The organism is Streptomyces novaecaesareae (assembly GCF_000716875.1).
Taxonomy (GTDB): domain Bacteria; phylum Actinomycetota; class Actinomycetes; order Streptomycetales; family Streptomycetaceae; genus Kitasatospora; species Kitasatospora novaecaesareae.
In genome coordinates, this window is record NZ_JNWQ01000107.1 from 1 (window position 1) to 19635 (window position 19635).

General features: G+C 73.0%; 18 protein-coding genes and 2 tRNA genes. 6 read left to right on the forward strand and 14 right to left on the reverse strand.

Features of this window, described 5'->3' with window-relative positions:
* The first annotated feature begins 20 nt into the window (after positions 1-20).
* Positions 21-557 carry an SUKH-3 domain-containing protein gene (locus OP86_RS29175; protein WP_033333880.1) on the forward strand — a complete coding sequence of 179 codons (537 nt, stop codon included), beginning with the start codon at positions 21-23 and terminating at the stop codon, positions 555-557.
* 85 nt (positions 558-642) lie between these two features.
* Here the strand turns inward: OP86_RS29175 and OP86_RS29180 are convergent, their stop codons facing one another.
* Entirely contained in the window at positions 643-1911 is a 1269-nt protein-coding gene (locus OP86_RS29180) for a sensor histidine kinase (protein ID WP_030059873.1), read from the reverse strand.
* Positions 1912-2170: 259 nt separating this feature from the next.
* Between OP86_RS29180 and ppc the strand changes: the two genes are divergently transcribed.
* Positions 2171-4960 (forward strand): phosphoenolpyruvate carboxylase, encoded by a 2790-nt coding sequence (gene ppc, locus OP86_RS29185; RefSeq protein WP_030059872.1) that lies wholly within the window; start codon positions 2171-2173, stop codon positions 4958-4960.
* A gap of 62 nt (positions 4961-5022) precedes the next feature.
* Here the strand turns inward: ppc and OP86_RS29190 are convergent, their stop codons facing one another.
* From OP86_RS29190 to OP86_RS29215, 6 genes are all read right to left on the reverse strand, one after another.
* Positions 5023-5346 (reverse strand): hypothetical protein, encoded by a 324-nt coding sequence (locus OP86_RS29190; protein WP_157849871.1) that lies wholly within the window; start codon positions 5344-5346, stop codon positions 5023-5025.
* Between the two features lie 136 nt (positions 5347-5482).
* Positions 5483-6061 (reverse strand): aminoacyl-tRNA hydrolase, encoded by a 579-nt coding sequence (gene pth, locus OP86_RS29195; RefSeq protein ID WP_030059870.1) that lies wholly within the window; start codon positions 6059-6061, stop codon positions 5483-5485.
* A 112-nt stretch (positions 6062-6173) separates the two neighbouring features.
* Positions 6174-6761 carry a 50S ribosomal protein L25/general stress protein Ctc gene (locus OP86_RS29200; protein ID WP_030059869.1) on the reverse strand — a complete coding sequence of 196 codons (588 nt, stop codon included), beginning with the start codon at positions 6759-6761 and terminating at the stop codon, positions 6174-6176.
* 280 nt (positions 6762-7041) lie between these two features.
* Complete coding sequence (locus tag OP86_RS29205; protein ID WP_030059868.1) at positions 7042-8019, reverse strand: ribose-phosphate diphosphokinase; 978 nt, start codon at positions 8017-8019, stop codon at positions 7042-7044.
* A 201-nt stretch (positions 8020-8220) separates the two neighbouring features.
* Positions 8221-9675, reverse strand: a complete 1455-nt coding sequence (gene glmU, locus OP86_RS29210; RefSeq protein WP_030059867.1) for a bifunctional UDP-N-acetylglucosamine diphosphorylase/glucosamine-1-phosphate N-acetyltransferase GlmU — start codon at positions 9673-9675, stop codon at positions 8221-8223.
* A gap of 143 nt (positions 9676-9818) precedes the next feature.
* Positions 9819-9889 (reverse strand) — tRNA-Gln (locus OP86_RS29215).
* A 310-nt stretch (positions 9890-10199) separates the two neighbouring features.
* On the opposite strand from OP86_RS29215, the gene OP86_RS29220 reads away from it, so the two are divergent.
* Together OP86_RS29220 and OP86_RS29225 are read left to right on the forward strand one after the other, a co-directional pair.
* The gene (locus tag OP86_RS29220; RefSeq protein WP_030059866.1) at positions 10200-11195 is read left to right on the forward strand and encodes an acyl-CoA desaturase; all 996 of its coding nucleotides are present in this window, start codon (positions 10200-10202) and stop codon (positions 11193-11195) included.
* A 200-nt stretch (positions 11196-11395) separates the two neighbouring features.
* The gene (locus tag OP86_RS29225) at positions 11396-11998 is read left to right on the forward strand and encodes a TetR/AcrR family transcriptional regulator (protein WP_030259955.1); all 603 of its coding nucleotides are present in this window, start codon (positions 11396-11398) and stop codon (positions 11996-11998) included.
* Positions 11999-12059: 61 nt separating this feature from the next.
* Here the strand turns inward: OP86_RS29225 and OP86_RS29230 are convergent, their stop codons facing one another.
* Positions 12060-12851 (reverse strand): methyltransferase domain-containing protein, encoded by a 792-nt coding sequence (locus tag OP86_RS29230; RefSeq protein WP_030059864.1) that lies wholly within the window; start codon positions 12849-12851, stop codon positions 12060-12062.
* Positions 12852-12962: 111 nt separating this feature from the next.
* On the opposite strand from OP86_RS29230, the gene OP86_RS29235 reads away from it, so the two are divergent.
* Positions 12963-13460, forward strand: coding sequence for a MarR family winged helix-turn-helix transcriptional regulator (locus OP86_RS29235; RefSeq protein ID WP_030059863.1), 498 nt, complete (start codon positions 12963-12965; stop codon positions 13458-13460).
* Between the two features lie 72 nt (positions 13461-13532).
* On the opposite strand, the gene OP86_RS29240 is transcribed toward OP86_RS29235, so the two are convergent.
* From OP86_RS29240 to OP86_RS29260, 5 genes are all read right to left on the reverse strand, one after another.
* Positions 13533-14477 (reverse strand): LuxR C-terminal-related transcriptional regulator, encoded by a 945-nt coding sequence (locus OP86_RS29240; protein ID WP_030259958.1) that lies wholly within the window; start codon positions 14475-14477, stop codon positions 13533-13535.
* Between the two features lie 315 nt (positions 14478-14792).
* A complete protein-coding gene (galE, locus tag OP86_RS29245) occupies positions 14793-15755 on the reverse strand; it encodes a UDP-glucose 4-epimerase GalE (protein ID WP_030059861.1) in 963 nt (320 codons plus the stop codon).
* A 137-nt stretch (positions 15756-15892) separates the two neighbouring features.
* Positions 15893-16561, reverse strand: coding sequence for a LuxR C-terminal-related transcriptional regulator (locus OP86_RS29250; RefSeq protein ID WP_030259960.1), 669 nt, complete (start codon positions 16559-16561; stop codon positions 15893-15895).
* Between the two features lie 164 nt (positions 16562-16725).
* Positions 16726-16798 (reverse strand) — tRNA-Thr (locus tag OP86_RS29255).
* Positions 16799-16894: 96 nt separating this feature from the next.
* Positions 16895-17329 carry a winged helix-turn-helix transcriptional regulator gene (locus tag OP86_RS29260; protein ID WP_078589328.1) on the reverse strand — a complete coding sequence of 145 codons (435 nt, stop codon included), beginning with the start codon at positions 17327-17329 and terminating at the stop codon, positions 16895-16897.
* 196 nt (positions 17330-17525) lie between these two features.
* Here OP86_RS29260 and OP86_RS29265 point away from each other — a divergent pair, with 196 nt between their 5' ends.
* On the forward strand, positions 17526-18122 hold the full coding sequence (locus OP86_RS29265) for a flavodoxin family protein (protein ID WP_030059857.1): 597 nt from the start codon (positions 17526-17528) through the stop codon (positions 18120-18122).
* A 53-nt stretch (positions 18123-18175) separates the two neighbouring features.
* Here the strand turns inward: OP86_RS29265 and OP86_RS29270 are convergent, their stop codons facing one another.
* Positions 18176-19513 (reverse strand): MFS transporter, encoded by a 1338-nt coding sequence (locus tag OP86_RS29270; protein ID WP_324604104.1) that lies wholly within the window; start codon positions 19511-19513, stop codon positions 18176-18178.
* Positions 19514-19635 lie beyond the last annotated feature (122 nt).

Sequence of the window (19635 nt, forward strand, 5' to 3'; positions counted from 1 at the left end):
TGTCTCGTGGGCTCGGAGATGTGTATAAGAGACAGACCCTGTCCGCCGCCGGCGGTGCCACCGGCACCCGGACCCGCCCGCGCTTCCCCGCCGACGTGGCCGCCGAGCTCAAGGCGGCCGGCTGGCACCCCGGCCGCTGGCAGATCCGGCAGGCCGAGGAGTGGGCCGACACCCTGGTCGGGTTCGGCGCGCCCACCGGTGTGGGCCACGCGGTGTTCCCGGCGGCCGTGGAGGCCTGGGCCGAGTTCGGCGGCCTCGCCTTCGACCTGTCGGGCCCGGGCCGCCAGCTCGCCCGCACCCCGTTCCTGATCGACCCGCTGTGCGGCCTGCACCAGCCGCGCACCCTGCTCGACCTCGGCCGGGCGCTGGGCACCAAGCTGGCCCCGCTCGGCGAGGAGGCGTACGGGCAGGCGCTGCTGGCCGTCGACGAGGAGGGCCGGGTCTACAGCCTGGACCACACCGGCGAGTGGTTCCTCGGCCACGGCATCGACCAGGCGATCACCGCCCTGGTGCTGGGCACCGCCCCGGAGCGGCTGCGCACCGCGGACGAGCACTGACGGGTACTGACAGGTACTGACAGGTCAGGTGCTGTCGGGATACTGACGGAGTGCCGGAACGGCACCCGAGGAGGACGGCCGGCGGCTACTGCAGCCGCTCGGCCCGTACCGCCAGCCGGGACGGCAGCACCGCCTCGACCCGGAACCCGCCGTCCGCCTCCGGCCCGGACGAGAAGGTGCCGCCCAGCGCGACCACCCGCTCCCGCATCCCGACCAGCCCGTTGCCGCCGCTGGGCAGCTTCGCCGCCCCCCGCTCCCCGCCCGGGCAGGCGTTCACCACGCTCACCCGCACCCCGTTCGGCGCGTACGCCAGCAGCACGGACACCTGTGCGCCGCCCGCGTGCTTGTGCGCGTTGGTGAGGCCCTCCTGGACGACCCGGTAGGCGGTCTGTTCCGCCTCGCCGGTGAACTCCTGCCGGCTGCCGCTGACCGTCAGCGTCACCGCCATCCCGGCCGCCCGGGACTGGTCGACCAGCCGCGGCAGCGCGGCCAGCGAGTCCGGCTCCTGCGGCCGCTCGTCGTCCATCCGCAGCACGCCGAGGATCTCGCGCAGCTCGTTCAGCGCCTGCCGGCCCACCTCGCCCATCAGCTTGGCGCTCTGCGCGGCCTTCTCCGGGTCCTTGGCGGCTATCCGCTCCAGCGCCCCGGCGTGCACCACCATCAGCGACACCCGGTGCGCCACCACGTCGTGCATCTCCCGGGCGATCCGGGTGCGCTCCTCCAGCCGGGCCCGGCGGGCGCGCTCCTGCGCCTGCTCGGCCAGCAGGTCCAGCTCGGTCTCCAGGCCGTGCGCGCGGTCCTTGAGCGACTCGATCAGCCGCCGCCGCGCGCCCACGTACAGACCGGTCACCACCGGCGGGACGGTCAGCCCGACCGCGACCAGCACGGCTATCAGGACCTGGCCCCACAGCGGCGGCTGCTCCACCCCGGGGTCGCCGGGGGTCAGCATCGACACCATCATCACGGCGACGGCCTCGGCGAACGCCAGCGCGGACAGCGCCACCACCCGCCAGCGCCGGGTGGGCCACTCCCAGGTCTCGGCCAGCGTGTACAGCGCCACCACGAGCAGCAGCACCCCGAGCATCCCGGGCATCGCGACCAGGGTGACCAGCACGGGTACGGCCGGCCAGCGCCGGCGCAGCACCAGCGAGCCGCCGGCCAGCGCGCCGAGGAGCGCGATCCCGGCCTTGCCCGCGGTGGTCAGGTCGACCCGTGGGGACAGGAAGGTGATCGTGTTGATCGCGCACTCCAGCGCGGCGACCAGGGCCAGCCCGATGTCCAGGAAGGCGCTTCGCGGCCGCTTCCACCACCAGAACGACCGGTCCTGCGCGCGCTCCCCAGGCGACTTGCTCATGTCCGACAGACTATGCGGCAACCCCCACCCCTCCCCACCGGGATTGTCCGGCACACCTCCCGGGCACGCCAAGTGGTCCAGACCACATCGGCTTCTCGGCAGCTCTGTCCGCCATCCGGCCACCTCGCGGACACCGCACGCCCTGACACCTATGCTGATGGCGTCGGACAGCGCGGTCCGCACGCGTCACAACCGCCACACGCGGGTGGACCTGTGACGATGAGCCGTTGCCGAACCCCACCACCACAGGGAGCCAGCCGTGACCGCTCCGGTCCCCACCCCGGCGGACAGCCCCATCGCCGACAACGCAGCCCTGCGCGCGGACATCCGCCGCCTCGGCGACCTGCTCGGCGAGACGCTGGTCCGCCAGGAGGGCCCCCAGCTGCTGGGCCTGGTCGAACAGGTCCGCCTGCTCAGCCGCACCGACGGCGAGGCCACCGCCGAACTCCTCTCCGACATCGACCTGGACACCGCCGCCAAGCTGGTCCGCGCGTTCTCCACCTACTTCCACCTCGCCAACGTCACCGAGCAGGTGCACCGCGGCCGCGAGTTCGCCACCCGCCGCGCCCGGGAGGGCTCGCTGCTCGCGCAGACCGCCGACGAGCTCGCCGAGGCCGACCCCAAGCACCTCCAGGACACCCTGGCCCACCTCGCGGTCCGCCCGGTCTTCACCGCCCACCCCACCGAGGCCGCCCGCCGCAGCGTCCTCAACAAGCTGCGCCGGATCGGCGAACTCCTCGACCGCATCCACCGCGAGGAGCTCAGCTCCGGCCTCGCCGCCGCCGGCCCGGCGCGCACCAGCAGCGCCAAGCGCTCCGCCGACCGCCGCCTCGCCGAGGTCATCGACCTGCTCTGGCAGACCGACGAGCTGCGCATCGCCCGCCCCGAGCCCACCGACGAGGCCCGCAACGCCGTCTACTACCTGGACGAGCTCTACCGCGAGGCCGTCCCCGAGGTCCTGGAGGAGCTGCACGAGGAGCTGGCCCGGGTCGGCCTCAGCCTGCCCGACGGCGTCCGCCCGCTCACCTTCGGCACCTGGATCGGCGGCGACCGCGACGGCAACCCCAACGTCACCCCGCAGGTCACCTGGGACGTCCTCAACCTCCAGCACGAGTACGGCATCAAGGACGCGCTGGCCGCCATCGACGACCTGCGCGGCACCCTCTCCACCTCCGAGCGGCTGGCCGGCGCCTCGGTCGAACTGCTCGCCTCGCTCAACACCGACCTGCACCTGCTCCCCGAACTCAGCCCGCGCTACAAGCGGATGAACGCCGAGGAGCCCTACCGCCTCAAGGCCACCTGCATCCGGCTCAAGCTGGAGAACACCCGCGAGCGCCTGGCCGGCGGCACCCCGCACATCGAGGGCCGCGACTACCTCGGCACCCGCGAACTCATCGCCGACCTGCGGATGATCCAGGAGTCCCTGCGCGCCCACCGCGGCGAGCTGATCGCCGACGGCCGCCTCGCCCGTGCCATCCGCACCGTCGAGGCCTTCGGCCTCCAACTCGCCACCATGGACGTGCGCGAGCACGCCGAAGCCCACCACCACGCCCTCGGCCAGCTCTTCGACCGCCTCGGCGAGGAGGCCTGGCGCTACGCCGACATGCCCCGCGAGTACCGGCAGAAGCTGCTCGCCAAGGAGCTCCGCTCGCGCCGCCCGCTCGCCCCCACCCCGGCCCCGCTGGACGAGGCCGGCACCAAGACCCTCGGCGTCTTCAACACCATCCGCGAGGGCTTCGAGCGCTTCGGCGACGAGATCGTCGAGAGCTACATCATCTCGATGTGCCAGGGCGCCGACGACGTCTTCGCCGCCACCGTGCTGGCCCGCGAGGCCGGCCTGATCGACCTGCACGGCGGCATCGCCAAGATCGGCATCGTGCCGCTGCTGGAGACCACCGACGAGCTCCAGCAGGCCGACCGCATCCTGGACGAGATGCTCTCCGACCCCTCCTACCGGCTGCTCGTCTCGCTGCGCGGCGACATCCAGGAGGTCATGCTCGGCTACTCGGACTCCTCCAAGTTCGGCGGCATCACCACCTCCCAGTGGGAGATCCACCGCGCCCAGCGCCGACTGCGCGACGTCGCCCACCGCTACGGCATCCGGCTGCGCCTGTTCCACGGCCGCGGCGGCACCGTCGGCCGCGGCGGCGGCCCCTCGCACGAGGCCATCCTGGCCCAGCCGTGGGGCACCCTGGAGGGCGAGATCAAGGTCACCGAGCAGGGCGAGGTCATCTCCGACAAGTACCTGCTCCCCTCCCTCGCCCGGGAGAACCTGGAGCTGACCATCTCCGCCACCCTCTCCGCCTCCGCGCTGCACACCGCCCCGCGCCAGGCCCCCGAGGAACTGGCCCGCTGGGACGCCGCGATGGACCAGGTCTCCGAGGCCGCCCACACCGCCTACCGCGGCCTGGTCGAGCAGGAGGACCTGCCGAAGTACTTCTTCGCCTCCACCCCGGTCGACCAGCTCGCCTCGCTGCACCTGGGCTCCCGCCCGTCCCGCCGCCCCGACTCCGGCGCCGGCCTGGACGGCCTGCGGGCCATCCCGTGGGTCTTCGGCTGGACCCAGTCCCGCCAGATCGTCCCCGGCTGGTACGGCGTCGGCTCCGGCCTCGCCGCCGCCCGCGCGGCGGGCCTGGGCGACGTGCTGGACGAGATGTACGGCGAGTGGCACTTCTTCCGCAACTTCCTGTCCAACGTCGCCATGACGCTGGCCAAGACCGACCTGCGGATCGCCCGCCACTACGTCGAGCAGCTGGTGCCCGGCGAGCTGCGCCACGTCTTCGACCAGATCAAGGACGAGCACGCCCTCACCCTGCGCGAGGTGCTCCGGCTCACCGGCGAGGGCGAACTGCTGGAGCACAACCCGGTGCTGAAGCAGACCTTCGCCGTCCGCGACGCCTACCTCGACCCGATCTCCTACCTCCAGGTCGCGCTGCTGCGCCGCCAGCGCGAGGAGGTCTCGGCCGGCCGGCACGACGACCCGCTGCGCGCCCGCGCGCTGCTGCTGACCGTCAACGGCATCGCCGCCGGCCTGCGCAACACCGGCTGACCGGGGGACGACGAAGGGGCCGGCGTCCACGTCCGTGGACACCGGCCCCCGAAGGCCCGTCGTTACGCGCCCGGCTCGCCCGCGCGCCTGCGCTTCAGCCACAGCGCCGCGCCGCCGGCCGCCACCACCAGGCCGCCGCCGACCGCCAGCAGCCCCGCGTCGGGGCCCATCGACTCGCCGAGCACCGGGCTGAACTGCGCCGCGGCCGGCTCCGGGGAGACCGCCGGATCAGGCTCCGCCACCGGGTCCGCGTGCGCCAAGGCACCGCCCGACAGCAGCATCCCGGCCGCCCCCAGCGCACCGGCCGTACCGACCCGCCGTCCGAGCTGCCTCAGCCGAACCACCCGGATCCGCCGCAGCCGGCGGACCGGACCCAAACCCCGCATCGAGAACTCCCCAGGACTCGTTCGCGTACCGCGCCGACGCTATCCGATCCCGTACGGGCTTCTCACACGGATTCAGGTCCGGCCCGCCAAGCGTTGTACGACTGTTGCGTACCCGGCGCGCCGTCTTGACGGACGCTCAGGAGTTGTACGTGCCCTGCGCCCGCTCCAGCCCCTCGGACAGCAGCGCCTCCACCGCGTCCGCCGAGCGGTCCACGAACCACTCCAGCTCCTTGCGCTCGGTCGAGGAGAAGTCCTTCAGCACGAAGTCCGCGACCTCCATCCGGCCCGGCGGCCGGCCGATCCCGCAGCGCACCCGGTGGTACTCCGGGCCCAGCGACTTGGTGATCGACTTCAGCCCGTTGTGGCCGTTGTCCCCGCCGCCCAGCTTCAGCCGCAGCGCCGCGTAGTCGATGTCCAGTTCGTCGTGGACCGCGATCAGTGCGGCGGCCGGCACCTTGTAGAAGTCGCGCAGCGCCGTCACCGGCCCGCCGGAGAGGTTCATGAAGGACATCGGCTTGGCCAGCACCACCCGCTTGCCCGCCAGCCGTCCCTCGGCCACCTGCGCCCGGCTCTTGTGCGCCTTGAACTTGGCGCCCATCCGCTGCGCCAGCAGGTCCACCACCATGAACCCGATGTTGTGCCGGTTCCGGGCGTACTGCTCGCCCGGGTTGCCCAGCCCCACCACCAGCCAGGGGCCCTCGTACTCGTCCGCCATTGCGCTCTCACTCCTCGCCTTCGCGCTCGTCGTCATCATCCCGGACACACCGCTGCCCCGGCCGCTCCAGCGGGAGCGACCGGGGCAGCGGTCTCGGCTAGCGGGGCGAGGCTCAGGCCTCGGTGCCCTCGGCCTCGGCGGCCTCCTCCTCGGCCGGAGCGGCCTGGGCGCCGATGACCTGCAGCACGACGGCGTCGGCCTCGACGGCCAGGGTGACGCCGGCCGGCAGGGCGATGTCCTTGGCGTGGATGGAGGCGCCGGCCTCCAGGCCCTCGACCGAGACGGTGACGGACTCGGGCAGGTGGGTGGCCTCGGCCTCGATCGGCAGCGCGTTGAGGACGTGCTCCAGCAGGTTGCCGCCCGGGGCCAGCTCGCCCTCGGTGTGGACCGGGATCTCGACGGTGACCTTCTCGCCGCGCTTGACCAGCAGCAGGTCGACGTGCTCGATGGTGCGCTTGATGGCCTCGCGCTGGACGGCCTTGGGCAGCACGTACTCGTCCTTGCCCTCGATCGGGACGACCAGCAGGGCGTTCGGGGTCTTGAGGGCCATCATCAGGTCGTGGCCGGGCAGGTTCAGGTGAACCGGGGCGTGGCCGTGGCCGTAGACGACACCGGGGACGAAGCCGGCGCGGCGGGCGCGACGGGCGGCACCCTTGCCGAACTCGGAACGGGTCTCAGCGGCAAGGCGGATCTCGGACACGACTGCACTCCTCGTGGAAGATGGCGCGGGGGTGCAGGCAACGCGAAAAACCGCCGGGACCACACCCTCAGTACGTTCGGGGGTCACTCGGCGGCAACGGCCTGCCGGCGGACGGGAATCCGGCACCGGCAGCGCGTCGATCACGGAGCGAGTGCCCGTCGAGCAGGCACACGGCATCCCTCGCCGAGCAGTCTCACGAGTCTAACCGCACCTGTGCCCTCCCGCGAAATCGGCGGCGGCCCCGGCCCGTTCGGGCCGGGGCCGCCTGCGCGGGCCTTCGTCAGTGCACGCCCTCGAAGAGGCTCGTGACCGAACCCTCCTCGAAGACCTCGCGGATCGCGGCGGCGATCGACGGGGCGATGGACAGCGTGGTGATCTTGTCCAGCTGGAGCTGGGCCGGGGTGGGCAGCGTGTTGGTGAACACGAACTCGCTGACCCGGGAGTTCTTCAGCCGGTCCGCGGCCGGGCCGGAGAGCACCCCGTGGGTGGCGGCGACCAGGACGTCCGCGGCGCCGTTCTCGAACAGCGCGTCGGCGGCGGCGCAGATCGTGCCGGCGGTGTCGATCATGTCGTCGACCAGGACGCAGACCCGGTCCTTGACGTCACCGACGACCTCGGCCGACAGGATCGTGTTGGCCTGGCTCATGTCGCGACGCTTGTGGATGATCGCCAGCGGCGCGTCCAGGCGGTCGCACCACTGGTCGGCCACCTTCACCCGGCCGGCGTCCGGCGAGACGATCGTCAGCTTGGAGCGGTCGACCCGCTCGCCCACGTAGTCGGCCAGCATCGGCAGCGCGAACAGGTGGTCCACCGGGCCGTCGAAGAAGCCCTGGATCTGCGCGGTGTGCAGGTCCACGGCCATCAGGCGGTCGGCGCCGGCCTGGCGCAGCAGGTCGGCGACCAGGCGGGCCGAGATGGGCTCGCGGCCGAGGTGCTTCTTGTCCTGGCGGGCGTAGCCGTAGAACGGCAGGATCGCGGTGATGCTCTTGGCGGAGGCCCGCTTCAGAGCATCGATCATGATCAGCTGCTCCATGATCCACTGGTTGATGGGAGCCGTGTGGCTCTGCATCACGAAGCAGTCCGCGCCGCGCGCGGAGTCCAGGAAGCGGACGTAGATCTCGCCGTTGGCGAAGTCCAGGGCCTTGGTGGGGACCAGCTCGGTCCCGAGCGCCTCGGCCACCTCCCTCGCCAGTTCCGGGTGGGCACGGCCGGAGAAGAGCTTGAGCTTCTTCTCACCCGACGTCGTGATCCCGCTCACTGCACCGTCTCCTCGCGTTGCGGACGCTGAACCCTCGACCCGGTGCGGGCAGGCGGGGCCCACGCGCAGTACGGGGTCGGGGGAATGTCGGTACGCCTGGACACGGGCGGTAAGCCCAGTGGCGCACGTATGTCCCCAAGGTTACGCGCCCGCGCAGAAACCGTCCGCCCCGGGACCGTCCCTCGGTCCCCGCCCGCCCCGTCAGGCCTGCCCGGCCCCGTCCGTCGCCGCCTTCGCGGCCTGCGCGGACGTCGTCCCGGGGCGCTTGCGCTCGACCCAGCCCTCGATGTTGCGCTGCTGTGCGCGGTTCACGCCCAGTGCGCCCGCCGGGACGTCGGCGGTGATGACCGAGCCCGCGCCGGTGTAGGCGCCGTCGCCGACGGTGACCGGGGCGATGAACATGTTGTCCGAGCCGGTGCGGCAGTGTGCGCCGATGACGGTGCGGTGCTTGTTCACGCCGTCGTAGTTCACGGTGACCGAGGCCGCGCCGATGTTGCTGCCCTCGCCGATCGTGGCGTCACCGATGTACGACAGGTGCGGCACCTTGGCGCCCTCGCCCAGCTCGGAGTTCTTCACCTCGACGTAGGTGCCGACCTTCGACTTGCGGGCCAGCTTCGCGCCCGGCCGCAGGTAGGCGTAGGGGCCGACGCTGGCCAGCTCGCCCACCTCGGCGCGGTCGGCCGTGGTGTTGCTCACACGGGCGCCGACACCGACCAGGGTGTCCTTCAGGGTCGAGTTCGGGCCGACCTCACAGCCCTCGGCCAGGTGGGTGGCGCCCTGCAGCTGGGTGTTGGGGAGCACCACGGCGTCCGGCTCGTAGGTCACCTGCACGTCGAACCAGGTGGTCGCCGGGTCCACCACGGTGACGCCCGCGCGCATCGCCCGCTCCAGCAGGCGGTCGTTCAGCAGCCGGCGGGCCTGCGCCAGCTGGACCCGGTCGTTGATGCCCAGGATGTCCCGGTGGTCCTCGGCGACCACGGCACCCACACGGTGGCCCGCCGTGCGCAGGATCTCCAGGGTGTCGGTCAGGTACTCCTCGCCCTGCGAGTTGTCCGTGGTGAGCTCGGCCAGCGCCTCGACCAGCAGCTTGGCGTCGAAGGCGAAGACGCCCGAGTTGATCTCGGCGATCGCGCGCTGGGTGTCGGTGGCGTCCCGCTCCTCGACGATCGAGGCGACCGTGCCGTCCTCGTCCCGCAGGATCCGGCCGTAGCCGAAGGGCTCGGGGACGACGGCGGTCAGCACGGTGACGCCGTTCTGCTGGGCCTCGTGCGCGTCCGCCAGCCGGCGCAGGGTCGCCCCGGTCAGCAGCGGGGAGTCGCCGGCGGTGACGATCACGGTGCCGTCCAGCACCACGCCGTCCGCGGTCAGCGCCTCCAGCGCGGTGCGCACCGCGTGACCGGTGCCGTTCTGCTCCTCCTGCACGGCCGTACGCACCGCCGGGTAGTGCGCCGCCAGGTGCTCCTGCACCTGCTCGCGCTGGTGCCCGACGACCACGACGAGCTGCTCCGGGGTCAGCTCCCGGGCCGCCGAGACCGCGTGACCCACCAACGACCGTCCGCACACCTCGTGCAGCACCTTGGGCAGCTTGTTCGACTTCATCCGGGTCCCGCCACCGGCGGCGAGCACGACAACGGCGGCAAGCGAATTGGCACCCATGCGGGGAGGCTCCTCGGTAGGTTCACGGAGAGGGCAGAGCAGGCCCGGCCCGGACCCACGCCGGTCGCCAGTCGCACAGTCCGCCGAGCGGCACCGACAATACCGGCGCGATGGAAGACGCCCGAATCAGAGGCGTGCAGAGGCTCCGCCGCTAGGATTCGAACCCAGACAAAGGCCTCCAAAGGGCCCTGTGCTGCCATTACACCACGGCGGACAGTCGTGTCAGACCCTACCCGAGTCGACCCTGCCGTGGGTATCGCCTTGCGCCGATCCGCGGCCGCCGCTCCCGCTCCGATCAGCGCCCCGATCCGCACTCGGTTCCGCCGCCGGATCCGCCGCCGGATCCGCCCGCCCCGGCCGATACTCCGCGGGGTCGAGGTTCATCCATCCAGTCGGGTGAATTCACTCAAGCGCCGCGCGGCGGAGTGTTCCCCTGGACACGGAGCGCAACCTACGATGCCGTAGGTTACGCCGACGTAGGCTCCGCTTCTCTCCCGTGACCGGGACGCCGCAAAGGGACGCCCATGACCATGCACGCAGGTGAGGCGCGCGCGGGGACTGCCGCGTCCCCCACTCCGTCTTCCGACCCCGACCCCCACACCGCCGCCACGCAGCTGTCCGCCACCCGTGGCGGGGAGAAGCAGGGCCCGGCCGAGCGGATCGCGCTCGGGCTGTTCATCCTCGTGCCCTTCACCGCGCTGCTGGCCGCCGTACCGGTGGCCTGGGGCTGGGGGCTCGGGTGGACGGACCTCGCGATCGCCGTCGCCATGTACTTCCTCACCTGCCACGGTGTCACCGTCGGCTACCACCGCTACTTCACCCACGGCGCCTTCAAGGCCAACCGCCCGGTGCGCCTCGCGCTGGCGATCGCCGGGAGCCTCGCGGTCGAGGGCCCGCTGGTGCGGTGGGTGGCCGACCACCGCAAGCACCACCGGTTCAGTGACAAGGAGGGCGACCCGCACTCGCCCTGGCGCTACGGGGAGAGCGTCCCGGCGCTGCTGAAGGGCCTGTTCTGGGCGCACCTGGGCTGGCTGTTCGACGAGGAGCAGACCCCGCAGCTCACCTACGCCCCGGACCTCGTCCGCGACCCGGCCATAAGGCGGATCTCCCGGCTGTTCTGGCTCTGGACCACGATCTCGCTGCTGCTGCCCCCGCTGATCGGCGGCCTGGTGACGCTCTCCTGGGCGGGCGCGCTGTCCGCCTTCTTCTGGGGTTCGCTGGTCCGGGTGGCCCTGCTGCACCACGTCACCTGGTCGATCAACTCGATCTGCCACGCCGTCGGCCGACGCCCGTTCCGCTCCCGCGACCGCTCCGGCAACGTCTGGTGGCTCGCGGTGCTCTCCTGCGGGGAGTCCTGGCACAACCTGCACCACGCCGACCCGACCGCCGCCCGGCACGGGGTGCTGCGCGGACAGGTCGACTCCTCGGCCCGGCTGATCCGCTGGTTCGAGCTGGCCGGCTGGGTCCGGGACGTCCGCTGGCCGGACGCGCAGCGGATCGCCGCCCGCCGCGCCGCATGAGGCGGCGCTTCCAGCATGATGTAGGGGTGAACGGGAGCAGCGCAGACAGCACAGGCGGTCACCACAGCACGCGGACGGACGCGGCGCCCGCTACGGCGCCGGCCCGTCCGCGGGCCGCTGCACCGGCGGGCGCGGCCGCCGAGGCGGGTGCGGACCGGAGCGCCGCCCCCGCCCCGCGCCGCCGCGGCGGCCGGGTCCGGATGACCGGCAAGCAGCGGCGCGAGCAGCTGCTGGAGATCGGCCGGACGGTCTTCGCGGAGCGCGGCTACGACGGCACCTCGGTGGAGGAGATCGCCGAGCGCGCCGGGGTCTCGAAGCCCGTCGTCTACGAGCACTTCGGCGGCAAGGAGGGGCTGTACGCGGTGGTGGTGGACCGCGAGATGCAGCTGCTGCTGGACATGGTGACCGGGGCGCTGACCGGCGGGCACTCGCGCGAGCTGCTGGAGCAGGCCGCCTTCGCGCTGATGGACTACATCGACACCTCGACGGACGGCTTCCGGATCCTGGTCCGGGACTCGCCGGTGGCCCAGTCGACCGGCACCTTCGCCTCGCTGATCAGCGACATCGCGACGCAGGTGGAGGACATCCTGGGCCTGGAGTTCAAGTCCCGGGGCTTCGACGCCCGGCTGGCCCCGATGTACTCGCAGATGCTGGTCGGCATGGTCGCGCTGACCGGGCAGTGGTGGCTGGAGGTGCGCAAGCCGGACAAGGCGACGGTGGCGGCGCACCTGGTGAACCTCGCCTGGCACGGGCTGGAGGGCCTGGAGCGGCACCCCAGGCTGGTCGGCGACCGCAAGGGCTGACCGGCGCCCGCGCGGCCGACCGGCGCCCGCGAGGCCGGCGGCCGGCGCAAGCTCCGACCGGCTAGCGCCTGACCCCCACCGCGAAGATCCGCCGGAACGGGAAGACCGTCCCGTACGGCCCGGCCGGGTAGGCCTCGCGCAGCAGCCGCCCGTACTCGGCGAGGAAGGCGGCCCGCTCGGCCGGGTCGGCGAGCAGGCCCAGGACGGGGCGCAGCGCGGTGCCCTTGACCCACTCCAGGACCGGGTCCGGCCCCGGCAGCAGGGTGCGGTAGGTGGTCTCCCAGACGTCCGGGAGGCAGTCGGCGGCGGCCAGGGCGTCGAGGTAGCGCTCGGGCGAGTGGACGCCGGCGCGGACGGAATCCTCGCCGAGCAGGCCGCGCCAGCGGGGGCTGCGGCGCAGCTCGGCCAGCAGGGTGTGGCTGGGGGCGTCGAAGTTGCCGGGGACCTGGAAGGCGACGGCTCCGCCGGGGCGCAGGGCGGCGGCCCAGCGCGGGACGAGGTCGAGGTGGCCGTCGATCCACTGCAGGGTGGCGTTGGAGACGATCAGGTCGGGCCGGTCCGGGGCGGGGTCGTAGTCGCGGGCGTCGGCGAGCAGGTAGTCGGCGCTCGGTTCGCCCTCGGCGCGGGCCGTGGCGAGCATCGGGGCGGAGTTGTCGACGCCGGTGATGCGGGCGTCCGGCCAGCGTTCGCGCAGGACGGCGGTGGAGTTGCCGGGGCCGCAGCCGATGTCGAGGATCCGCTCCCCGCCCCGGTGCGGGAGGTCGGGCACGCGGGCGAGCAGGTCGCGCAGCGGGCGGGTGCGTTCGTCGGCGAAGCGCAGGTACTGCGCCGGGTCCCAGACGGTGGTGGTCATGGTTCACCTCGCAGGTATCTCGACATCAAGATATCTCGGTGTAGCGTCGCTCGCACATTTCTCGATGTCAAGAGACTTCACATCGACACATCCACCGATACACTGATCGTCATGGAGGACGAGGTCGACAGGCTGGTCGCAGCATGGCGCCGGGAGCGCCCCGACCTCGACGTGGAGCCGCTGGAGGTGCTCAGCCGGGTCAGCCGGCTCGCCCGGCACCTGGACCGCGCCCGCCGCACCGCCTTCGCCGAGCACGGCCTGGAGCCCTGGGAGTTCGACGTCCTGACCGCCCTGCGGCGGGCCGGCACCCCCTACCAGCTCTCCCCCGGCCAACTGCTCACCCAGACCCTGGTCACCTCCGGCACCATGACCAACCGGATCGACCGGCTCACCGGCAAGGGCCTGGTCAAGCGCCTGCCCGACCCGGACGACCGGCGCGGCGTGCTGGTCCGGCTCACCGACGACGGCCGCGACCGCGCCGACCAGGCGCTCGCCGGGCTGCTCGCGCACGAGCGCGAACTGCTCGCCCAGCTCACCTCCGGCCAGCAGACCGAACTCGCCGCGCTGCTGCGGCAGCTGGTCGCCCCGTTCGACAACATCCCGGGCTGATCCGACGCCCCCGGCCGAGCCGACACCCTGGGCCGAGCCGACATCCCGGACCGAGTCTCGGCCGGCCGGTCCTCACGGCCGCTCGACGGTGGCCGCCACCGACGGCGGCGGCGCAGCCGGCTCGGCGGGGCTGACCCCGGCCCGGCGGGCGACCGCGACGGCGGCCAGCGTGGAGTGCACCCCCAACTTGCCGAGCACGTTCTGCATGTGCGTCCGGACGGTGTGCGGGGACAGGTAGAGCCGCTCCGCGACGGCCTGCCGGCCCAGGCCCGCGACCATGCAGCGCAGGATCTGCTTCTCCCGCGGGGTGAGGGTGTCCACCAGCCGCTCGCTCTCGGTGCGGTCCCGCCGGGCGGTGGTGAGCTCGCGGATCACCCCGGTGAGCAGCGCGGGCGGCAGGTGCGTCTCGTCGCGCAGCACCCCGCGGACCACCGCGAGCAGCCGGGCCAGCGAACTCTCCTTCGCCACCCAGCCGGTGGCGCCGGCGTGCAGGGCGCGGGCGGCACGGTGCGGGTCGTCGACGGTGGCCAGGACGACGGCGCGCAGCCCGGGGTGGGCGCGGCGGAGCCGGGCCAGCAGGGTGATGCCGTCGGGCGACGGCGCCGGTCTGAGCTGGTCGGCCCGGAGCTGGTCCGCCCTGAGCTGTTCGACCGGCGGGCGGGTGCCGGGCACCGCGGCCGACACCGGGGGCGGCGCCCCGAGCGGTACGGCCGAGCGGCGCGGCTGCGGTACGGGCGGGGCCGGCCGGCGCCGGACCTCCTCGGCGGCGTCCGTACCGGGCCGTCTGCGGACGGCCGGCGGGCCGAGCGCGCCGGGGGCCTCGGCCCCGAGGTCGGCGTCGATCAGCGCCACGTCGTAGGCCCGGCCCTCGACGGCGGCACGCTCCAGCACCCGCTCGGCGGCGGCCGCGCTGCCCGCCGCGCCCACCTCCACGTCCGGCTCGGCGGCCAGCGCCGCGGCCAGTGCCTCGGCGAAGATCCGGTGACCGTCGACCACCAGGACGCGAATCCGCCCCATCGTCCCTCCCCCTGCTCAGACCGCCCGAGCCCGGGAGCGGGGAAAGCGGCCCGGCATCCGCGTTCCGGACCCGCCGCTCCGCCCGCCCACCGGTGGTCGGTAAGACCGAAGAGCGCCGGCCCCCACCGGTACCGCACTCAGCGTACGGGTCGGGAATCGCCCTCGTGGCGATTTGGTGAAGTTTCGTCAGAAGGTGCGTGGGTGACAGGACTTGCGTCACCGGGCGGCGCCGGGCGGCGTCCGGTCGCCGCGGGAACCGGCTCCGGTACGGCCCGGATGCGGCGCCCGCGGCGGCCATCGGCCGAGCCCGTCGGCCTACCGGCCGTTCTTCTCCAGGGTGAACTTCCAGGCGTCGGCGACGATGTCGTCCAGGCTCGGACGGCGCGGGGTCCAGCCCAGCGCCTCGTGGGCGCGGGCGGCCGAGGCCACCAGCACCGCCGGGTCGCCGGCCCGGCGGCCCGCGACCTGCACCGGGATCTCCCGGCCGGTGACGCGCTTGACCGACTCGATCACCTCGCGCACCGAGAAGCCGCTGCCGTTGCCCAGGTTGCAGATCAGGTGCTCGCCCGGCTTGGCGGCGTCCAGGGCCAGCAGGTGGGCCTCGGCCAGGTCCGCGACGTGGATGTAGTCGCGGATGCAGGTGCCGTCCGGGGTCGGGTAGTCGTCGCCGTACACCGCGATGTGCGGGCGCTGACCGAGCGCGGCCTGGAAGACCAGCGGGATCAGGTGCGACTCGGGGTCGTGCCGCTCCCCGTACGCACCGTACGCGCCGGCCACGTTGAAGTAGCGCAGCGAGACGGCGGCCAGGCCGTGGGCGACGGCCTCGCTGGTGATCAGGTGGTCCACGGCGAGCTTGGTGGCGCCGTAGGTGTTGGTCGGCGCGGTGCGGGCGGTCTCGGCGATCGGCACGGCCTCCGGCTCGCCGTAGGTGGCGGCGGTGGAGGAGAACACGAGCTTGCGCACGCCCGCCGCGCGCATCGCGCTGACCAGCTCCAGCGAGCCGGCCACGTTGTTGCGCCAGTACTTCTCCGGGTCCGTGACCGACTCGCCGACCTGCGAGGACGCGGCGAAGTGCAGCACGCCGTCGAAGGAGCCGTCCAGCACGCTGCCGGTCTCCTGGATCCGGCCCTCGACGAACTCGGCGCCGGCCGGCACTCCCTCGCGGAAGCCGGTCGAGAGGTCGTCCAGGACCGTCACCTGGTGCCCCGCCTCCAGCAGGTGCGCGGCCACCACGCTGCCGACGTAGCCGGCGCCACCCGTGACCAGGTACTTACTCATGTTGAGACCTCCAGCGGGCGATGGTCGCGCGGACGGCGGGGCCATCGACGGAATGCGTACGACTCGGGCCATTCTCCCAATCCCACCGAGTGCTCCGGACCACACGGGCGGTCGCTCGCAGGCTTTTCACCAAGTCCTCAGCCGCCGGACATCCGCTCCAGCAGGCCGGTGCGCGCCGCCACCGCGGCCGCCTCCAAGCGGGTCCGCGCGCCCAGTTTCATCAGCACCCGCTGAACGTGCGTCCGGGCCGTGCTGGCCGCGATCCGCATCCCGGCGGCGATCGCCGCGGTGTCCTCGCCGTCCGCGATCCGGCCGAGCACCTGCACCTCACGGCGGGTCAGCAGCCGCAGCAGCCGGACCGCCTCGTCGTCCGGTTCGGCCGCCGGGCGCAGCAGTTGGTCGAAGGCCCCGGCCAGGATGTCCACCGCGACGGCGGCCTCGCCCGCCCTGGCCCGGCCGATGGCCCGCTCGACCACCTCGATCCGCTCGTCGCTGGGCACGTAGCCCGCCGCTCCGGCCGCGAACGCCGCTGCCACACCGCGCAGTTCGCCCACCGGCCCGAGCACGATCACGGCCACCTCGGGTCGCTCCCGGCGGATCCGGCGCAGCCCGTCGAAGGCGCCCGCCTCGGCCGGCGCGGCCACGCCCAGCAGGCACACCTCGGGCCGCCGCCCGACCACCAGATCGGCGGCGACGGCGGCCGGGCAGCCGACCGCGAGCACCCGGTGGCCGCGCAGTTGGAGCGCGGTGGCCAGCGCCTCGGCCAGCAGCCGGTGGTCGTCCACCACCACGAGTCGAACGCCCATGACGCCCTCCCGGTCGGGGTCCGGCTCCCGCCCGCACCCCACGGGCGGGCGGCCGATGACGCCCCATCACAGCGCATTCCGTACCCGACCCGCTAGGCCGTGGCGCATCGACTGTCGATGGAAACACGAAAGACCCCCGCCCTGAGGCGGGGGTCTTCCAGTTGAGCCCCCATGCGGAATCGAACCGCAGACCTTCTCCTTACCATGGAGACGCTCTACCGACTGAGCTATAGGGGCTTGCCGGATTTTCACCGGGCCGGTCGAACAAGGAAGACATTACACGGCCGTGGGGCCGGAAGGGAAATCGGCCCCGGCCCGCCCGCGGCCTCGACCTCAGCCCTCGGCGTGCGCCGCGTCGAACTCCTCGCGGGCCGCCATCATCTGCTCGGCGCGACGCTCCGTCCACCGGCCGAGCGGCTCGACCAGCTCGGCCAGTTCGCGGCCCAGCGGCAGCAGGTCGTAGACCACCCGCGGCGGCGTCTCCGGGAAGACCGTACGGCGCACCAGGCCGCTGCGCTCCAGGTTGCGCAGGGACTGAGTGAGCATCTTGCGGCTGACCCCGCCGACTGCGCGCTGGAGTTCGGAGAAGCGCTGCGGGCCGCAGGAGGAGAGGGTCATCAGGATCAGCATCGACCACTTGTCGACCAGCTCCGCGAACACCTCGCGGCTGGGGCAGCGCGGGGCGAACACATCGCGCTCCTGCCCCTCCCCCGCCCCCTGCTCCGCGCACTGTCCGCTCCGGGCCCGGGCCGCTTCCTCCGTCGTCATGCCATCCAGGGTAGCCGTTCGGTCTCCAATCCACCCTTGGTAACCGATGGAGACTTGGTCTATATTGGAGACCGCCAGACGGACCGGGGCCGCCGCAGTACCCACTGCGCCCGTCCGGCCCCGTGCTGCCCCTTTGTCCGTCCCCACGCCTTCGGGCCGGCCCACGCCGGCCCACGCCCGTCCCCTGGAGTGCCGCATGACCGCCATCCGTCCGACCGTCGCCCTCGCCTACCACTCCGGCTACGGCCACACCGCCGTGATCGCCGAGGCCGTCGCCCGCGGCGCCGCCGACGCCGGCGCCGAGGTCGTCACGATCGCCGTCGACACCATCACCGAGGAGCAGTGGGCGCAGCTGGACGCCGCCGACGCGATCATCTTCGGCTCCCCCACCTACATGGGCACCGCTTCCGGCGCCTTCCACGTCTTCGCCGAGGCCACCAGCAAGCGCTGGTTCGCCGACGCCTGGAAGGACAAGGTCTCCGCCGGCTTCACCAACTCCGCCTCCAAGAGCGGCGACAAGGCCGGCACCCTCGGCTTCTTCCAGACCCTCGCCGCCCAGCACGGCATGTACTGGGTCAACCTCGGCCTCAAGCCCGGATGGAACGCCACCACCGCCTCCGAGAACGACCCCAACCGCCTCGGCTTCTCCAACGGCGCCGCCGCCTCCAGCCCGGCCGACGCCGGCCCCGAGGCCGTCCACAAGGCCGACATCGCGACCGCCGAGCACCTGGGCGCCCGCGTCGCCGCGCACACCGCCGTCGTCCTCGCCGGCCGCGCCGCCCTGGCCGGCTGACCCAGGCCGACCGGCCCGGCCGTCTGACCCCGGCCGACCGACTTTCCCTGCGCCTACGCCGCCGGATCCGCCCCCAACAAGGGCGCCCGGCGGCGTCCGGCGTCCACCGCCCCCAACTCGGCACCGGTGGTCTCCGGCAACAGCCGCAAGCACCCCAAGGCCAGCACACCCAGCCCCGCCAGGTAGAAGCCCACCGGCTGCGCCGTCCCGTACGCCTCCGTCAGCCGCGTCGCCACCAACGGCGTCATCGCACCGCCGATCACACCGCCCAGGTTGTACGTCAGCGCCGCGCCCGTGTAGCGCACCCGGGTCGGAAACAACTCCGGCAGGAACGCCGCCACCGGCCCGAACATGCAGCCCAGCACCACCATCGCCCCCGCCAGCGCGACGAACATCAGCGGCCGGCTCACCGTCTCCAGCAACGGGAACAGCACCAACGCCCAGCCGGCGGCGAGGCCCGTCGCCCACTGCAACGTCCGCCGCCGCCCCCACCGGTCACTGCGCGAGGCGCTCAGCCACACCGTCCCGGCCATCCCCACCGCGCCCACCAACAGCATCGCCAGCACCAGCGTGCTCGCCACCCCCAGCCCCGACGTCGCGTACGCCAGGGCGTACGTCGTGGTCAGGTAGAACAACGCGTACCCCACCGTGATCGCGCCGCCACCCGCCAACACCGGCCGCCAGTGCTCCCGCACCACCTCCAGCACCGGCGGCCGCTCCCGGTGCTCCGGGTGCTCCGGGTGCTCCGGGTGCTCCGGGGACTCCCCGCGCTCCACCGCCCGGAACAGCGGGGACTCCTCGATCCGCAGCCGCACGAACAGCCCGACCGCAACCAACGCGAACGAGGCCAGGAACGGCACCCGCCACCCCCACTCACGGAACGCCCGCTCGTCCAAACCGAGTTGGAGCGCCAGGAACACCCCGTTCGCCAACACGAACCCGATCGTCGGCCCCAACTGCAGGAAACCTCCGTACCGCCCCCGCCGGGCGGCCGGCGCGTTCTCCGCGATCAGCAACGCCGCCCCACCCCACTCCCCGCCCAACCCGATGCCCTGGCACACCCGCAGCACCACCAACACCACCGGCGCCCACCACCCCCACGCCGCGAACCCCGGCAACAACCCCACCGCCGCCGTCGCCAGCCCCATCAACAGCAGCGACACCACCAACGTCGCCTTCCGCCCCACCCGGTCCCCGAAGTGCCCGAACACCACCGCCCCCAACGGCCGGGCCAGAAACGCCACCGCGTACACCGAGAACGCCGCCAACAACGCCCCCACCGCACCCAAGCCGGGAAAGAACACCACCTCGAACACGAGCGCGGCCGCCGTCCCGTAAATGAAGAAGTCGTAGAACTCGATCGCCGTCCCGATCAACGCCGCGACCGCCACCCGCCTCAACTGCCCCGCCCGCCAAGCACCCTCCGCATCCATACCGCCACCCTCACCACCCACCCCCCTGTCTCTTATACACATCTGACGCTGCCGACGAGCGATCTAGTGTAGATCTCGGT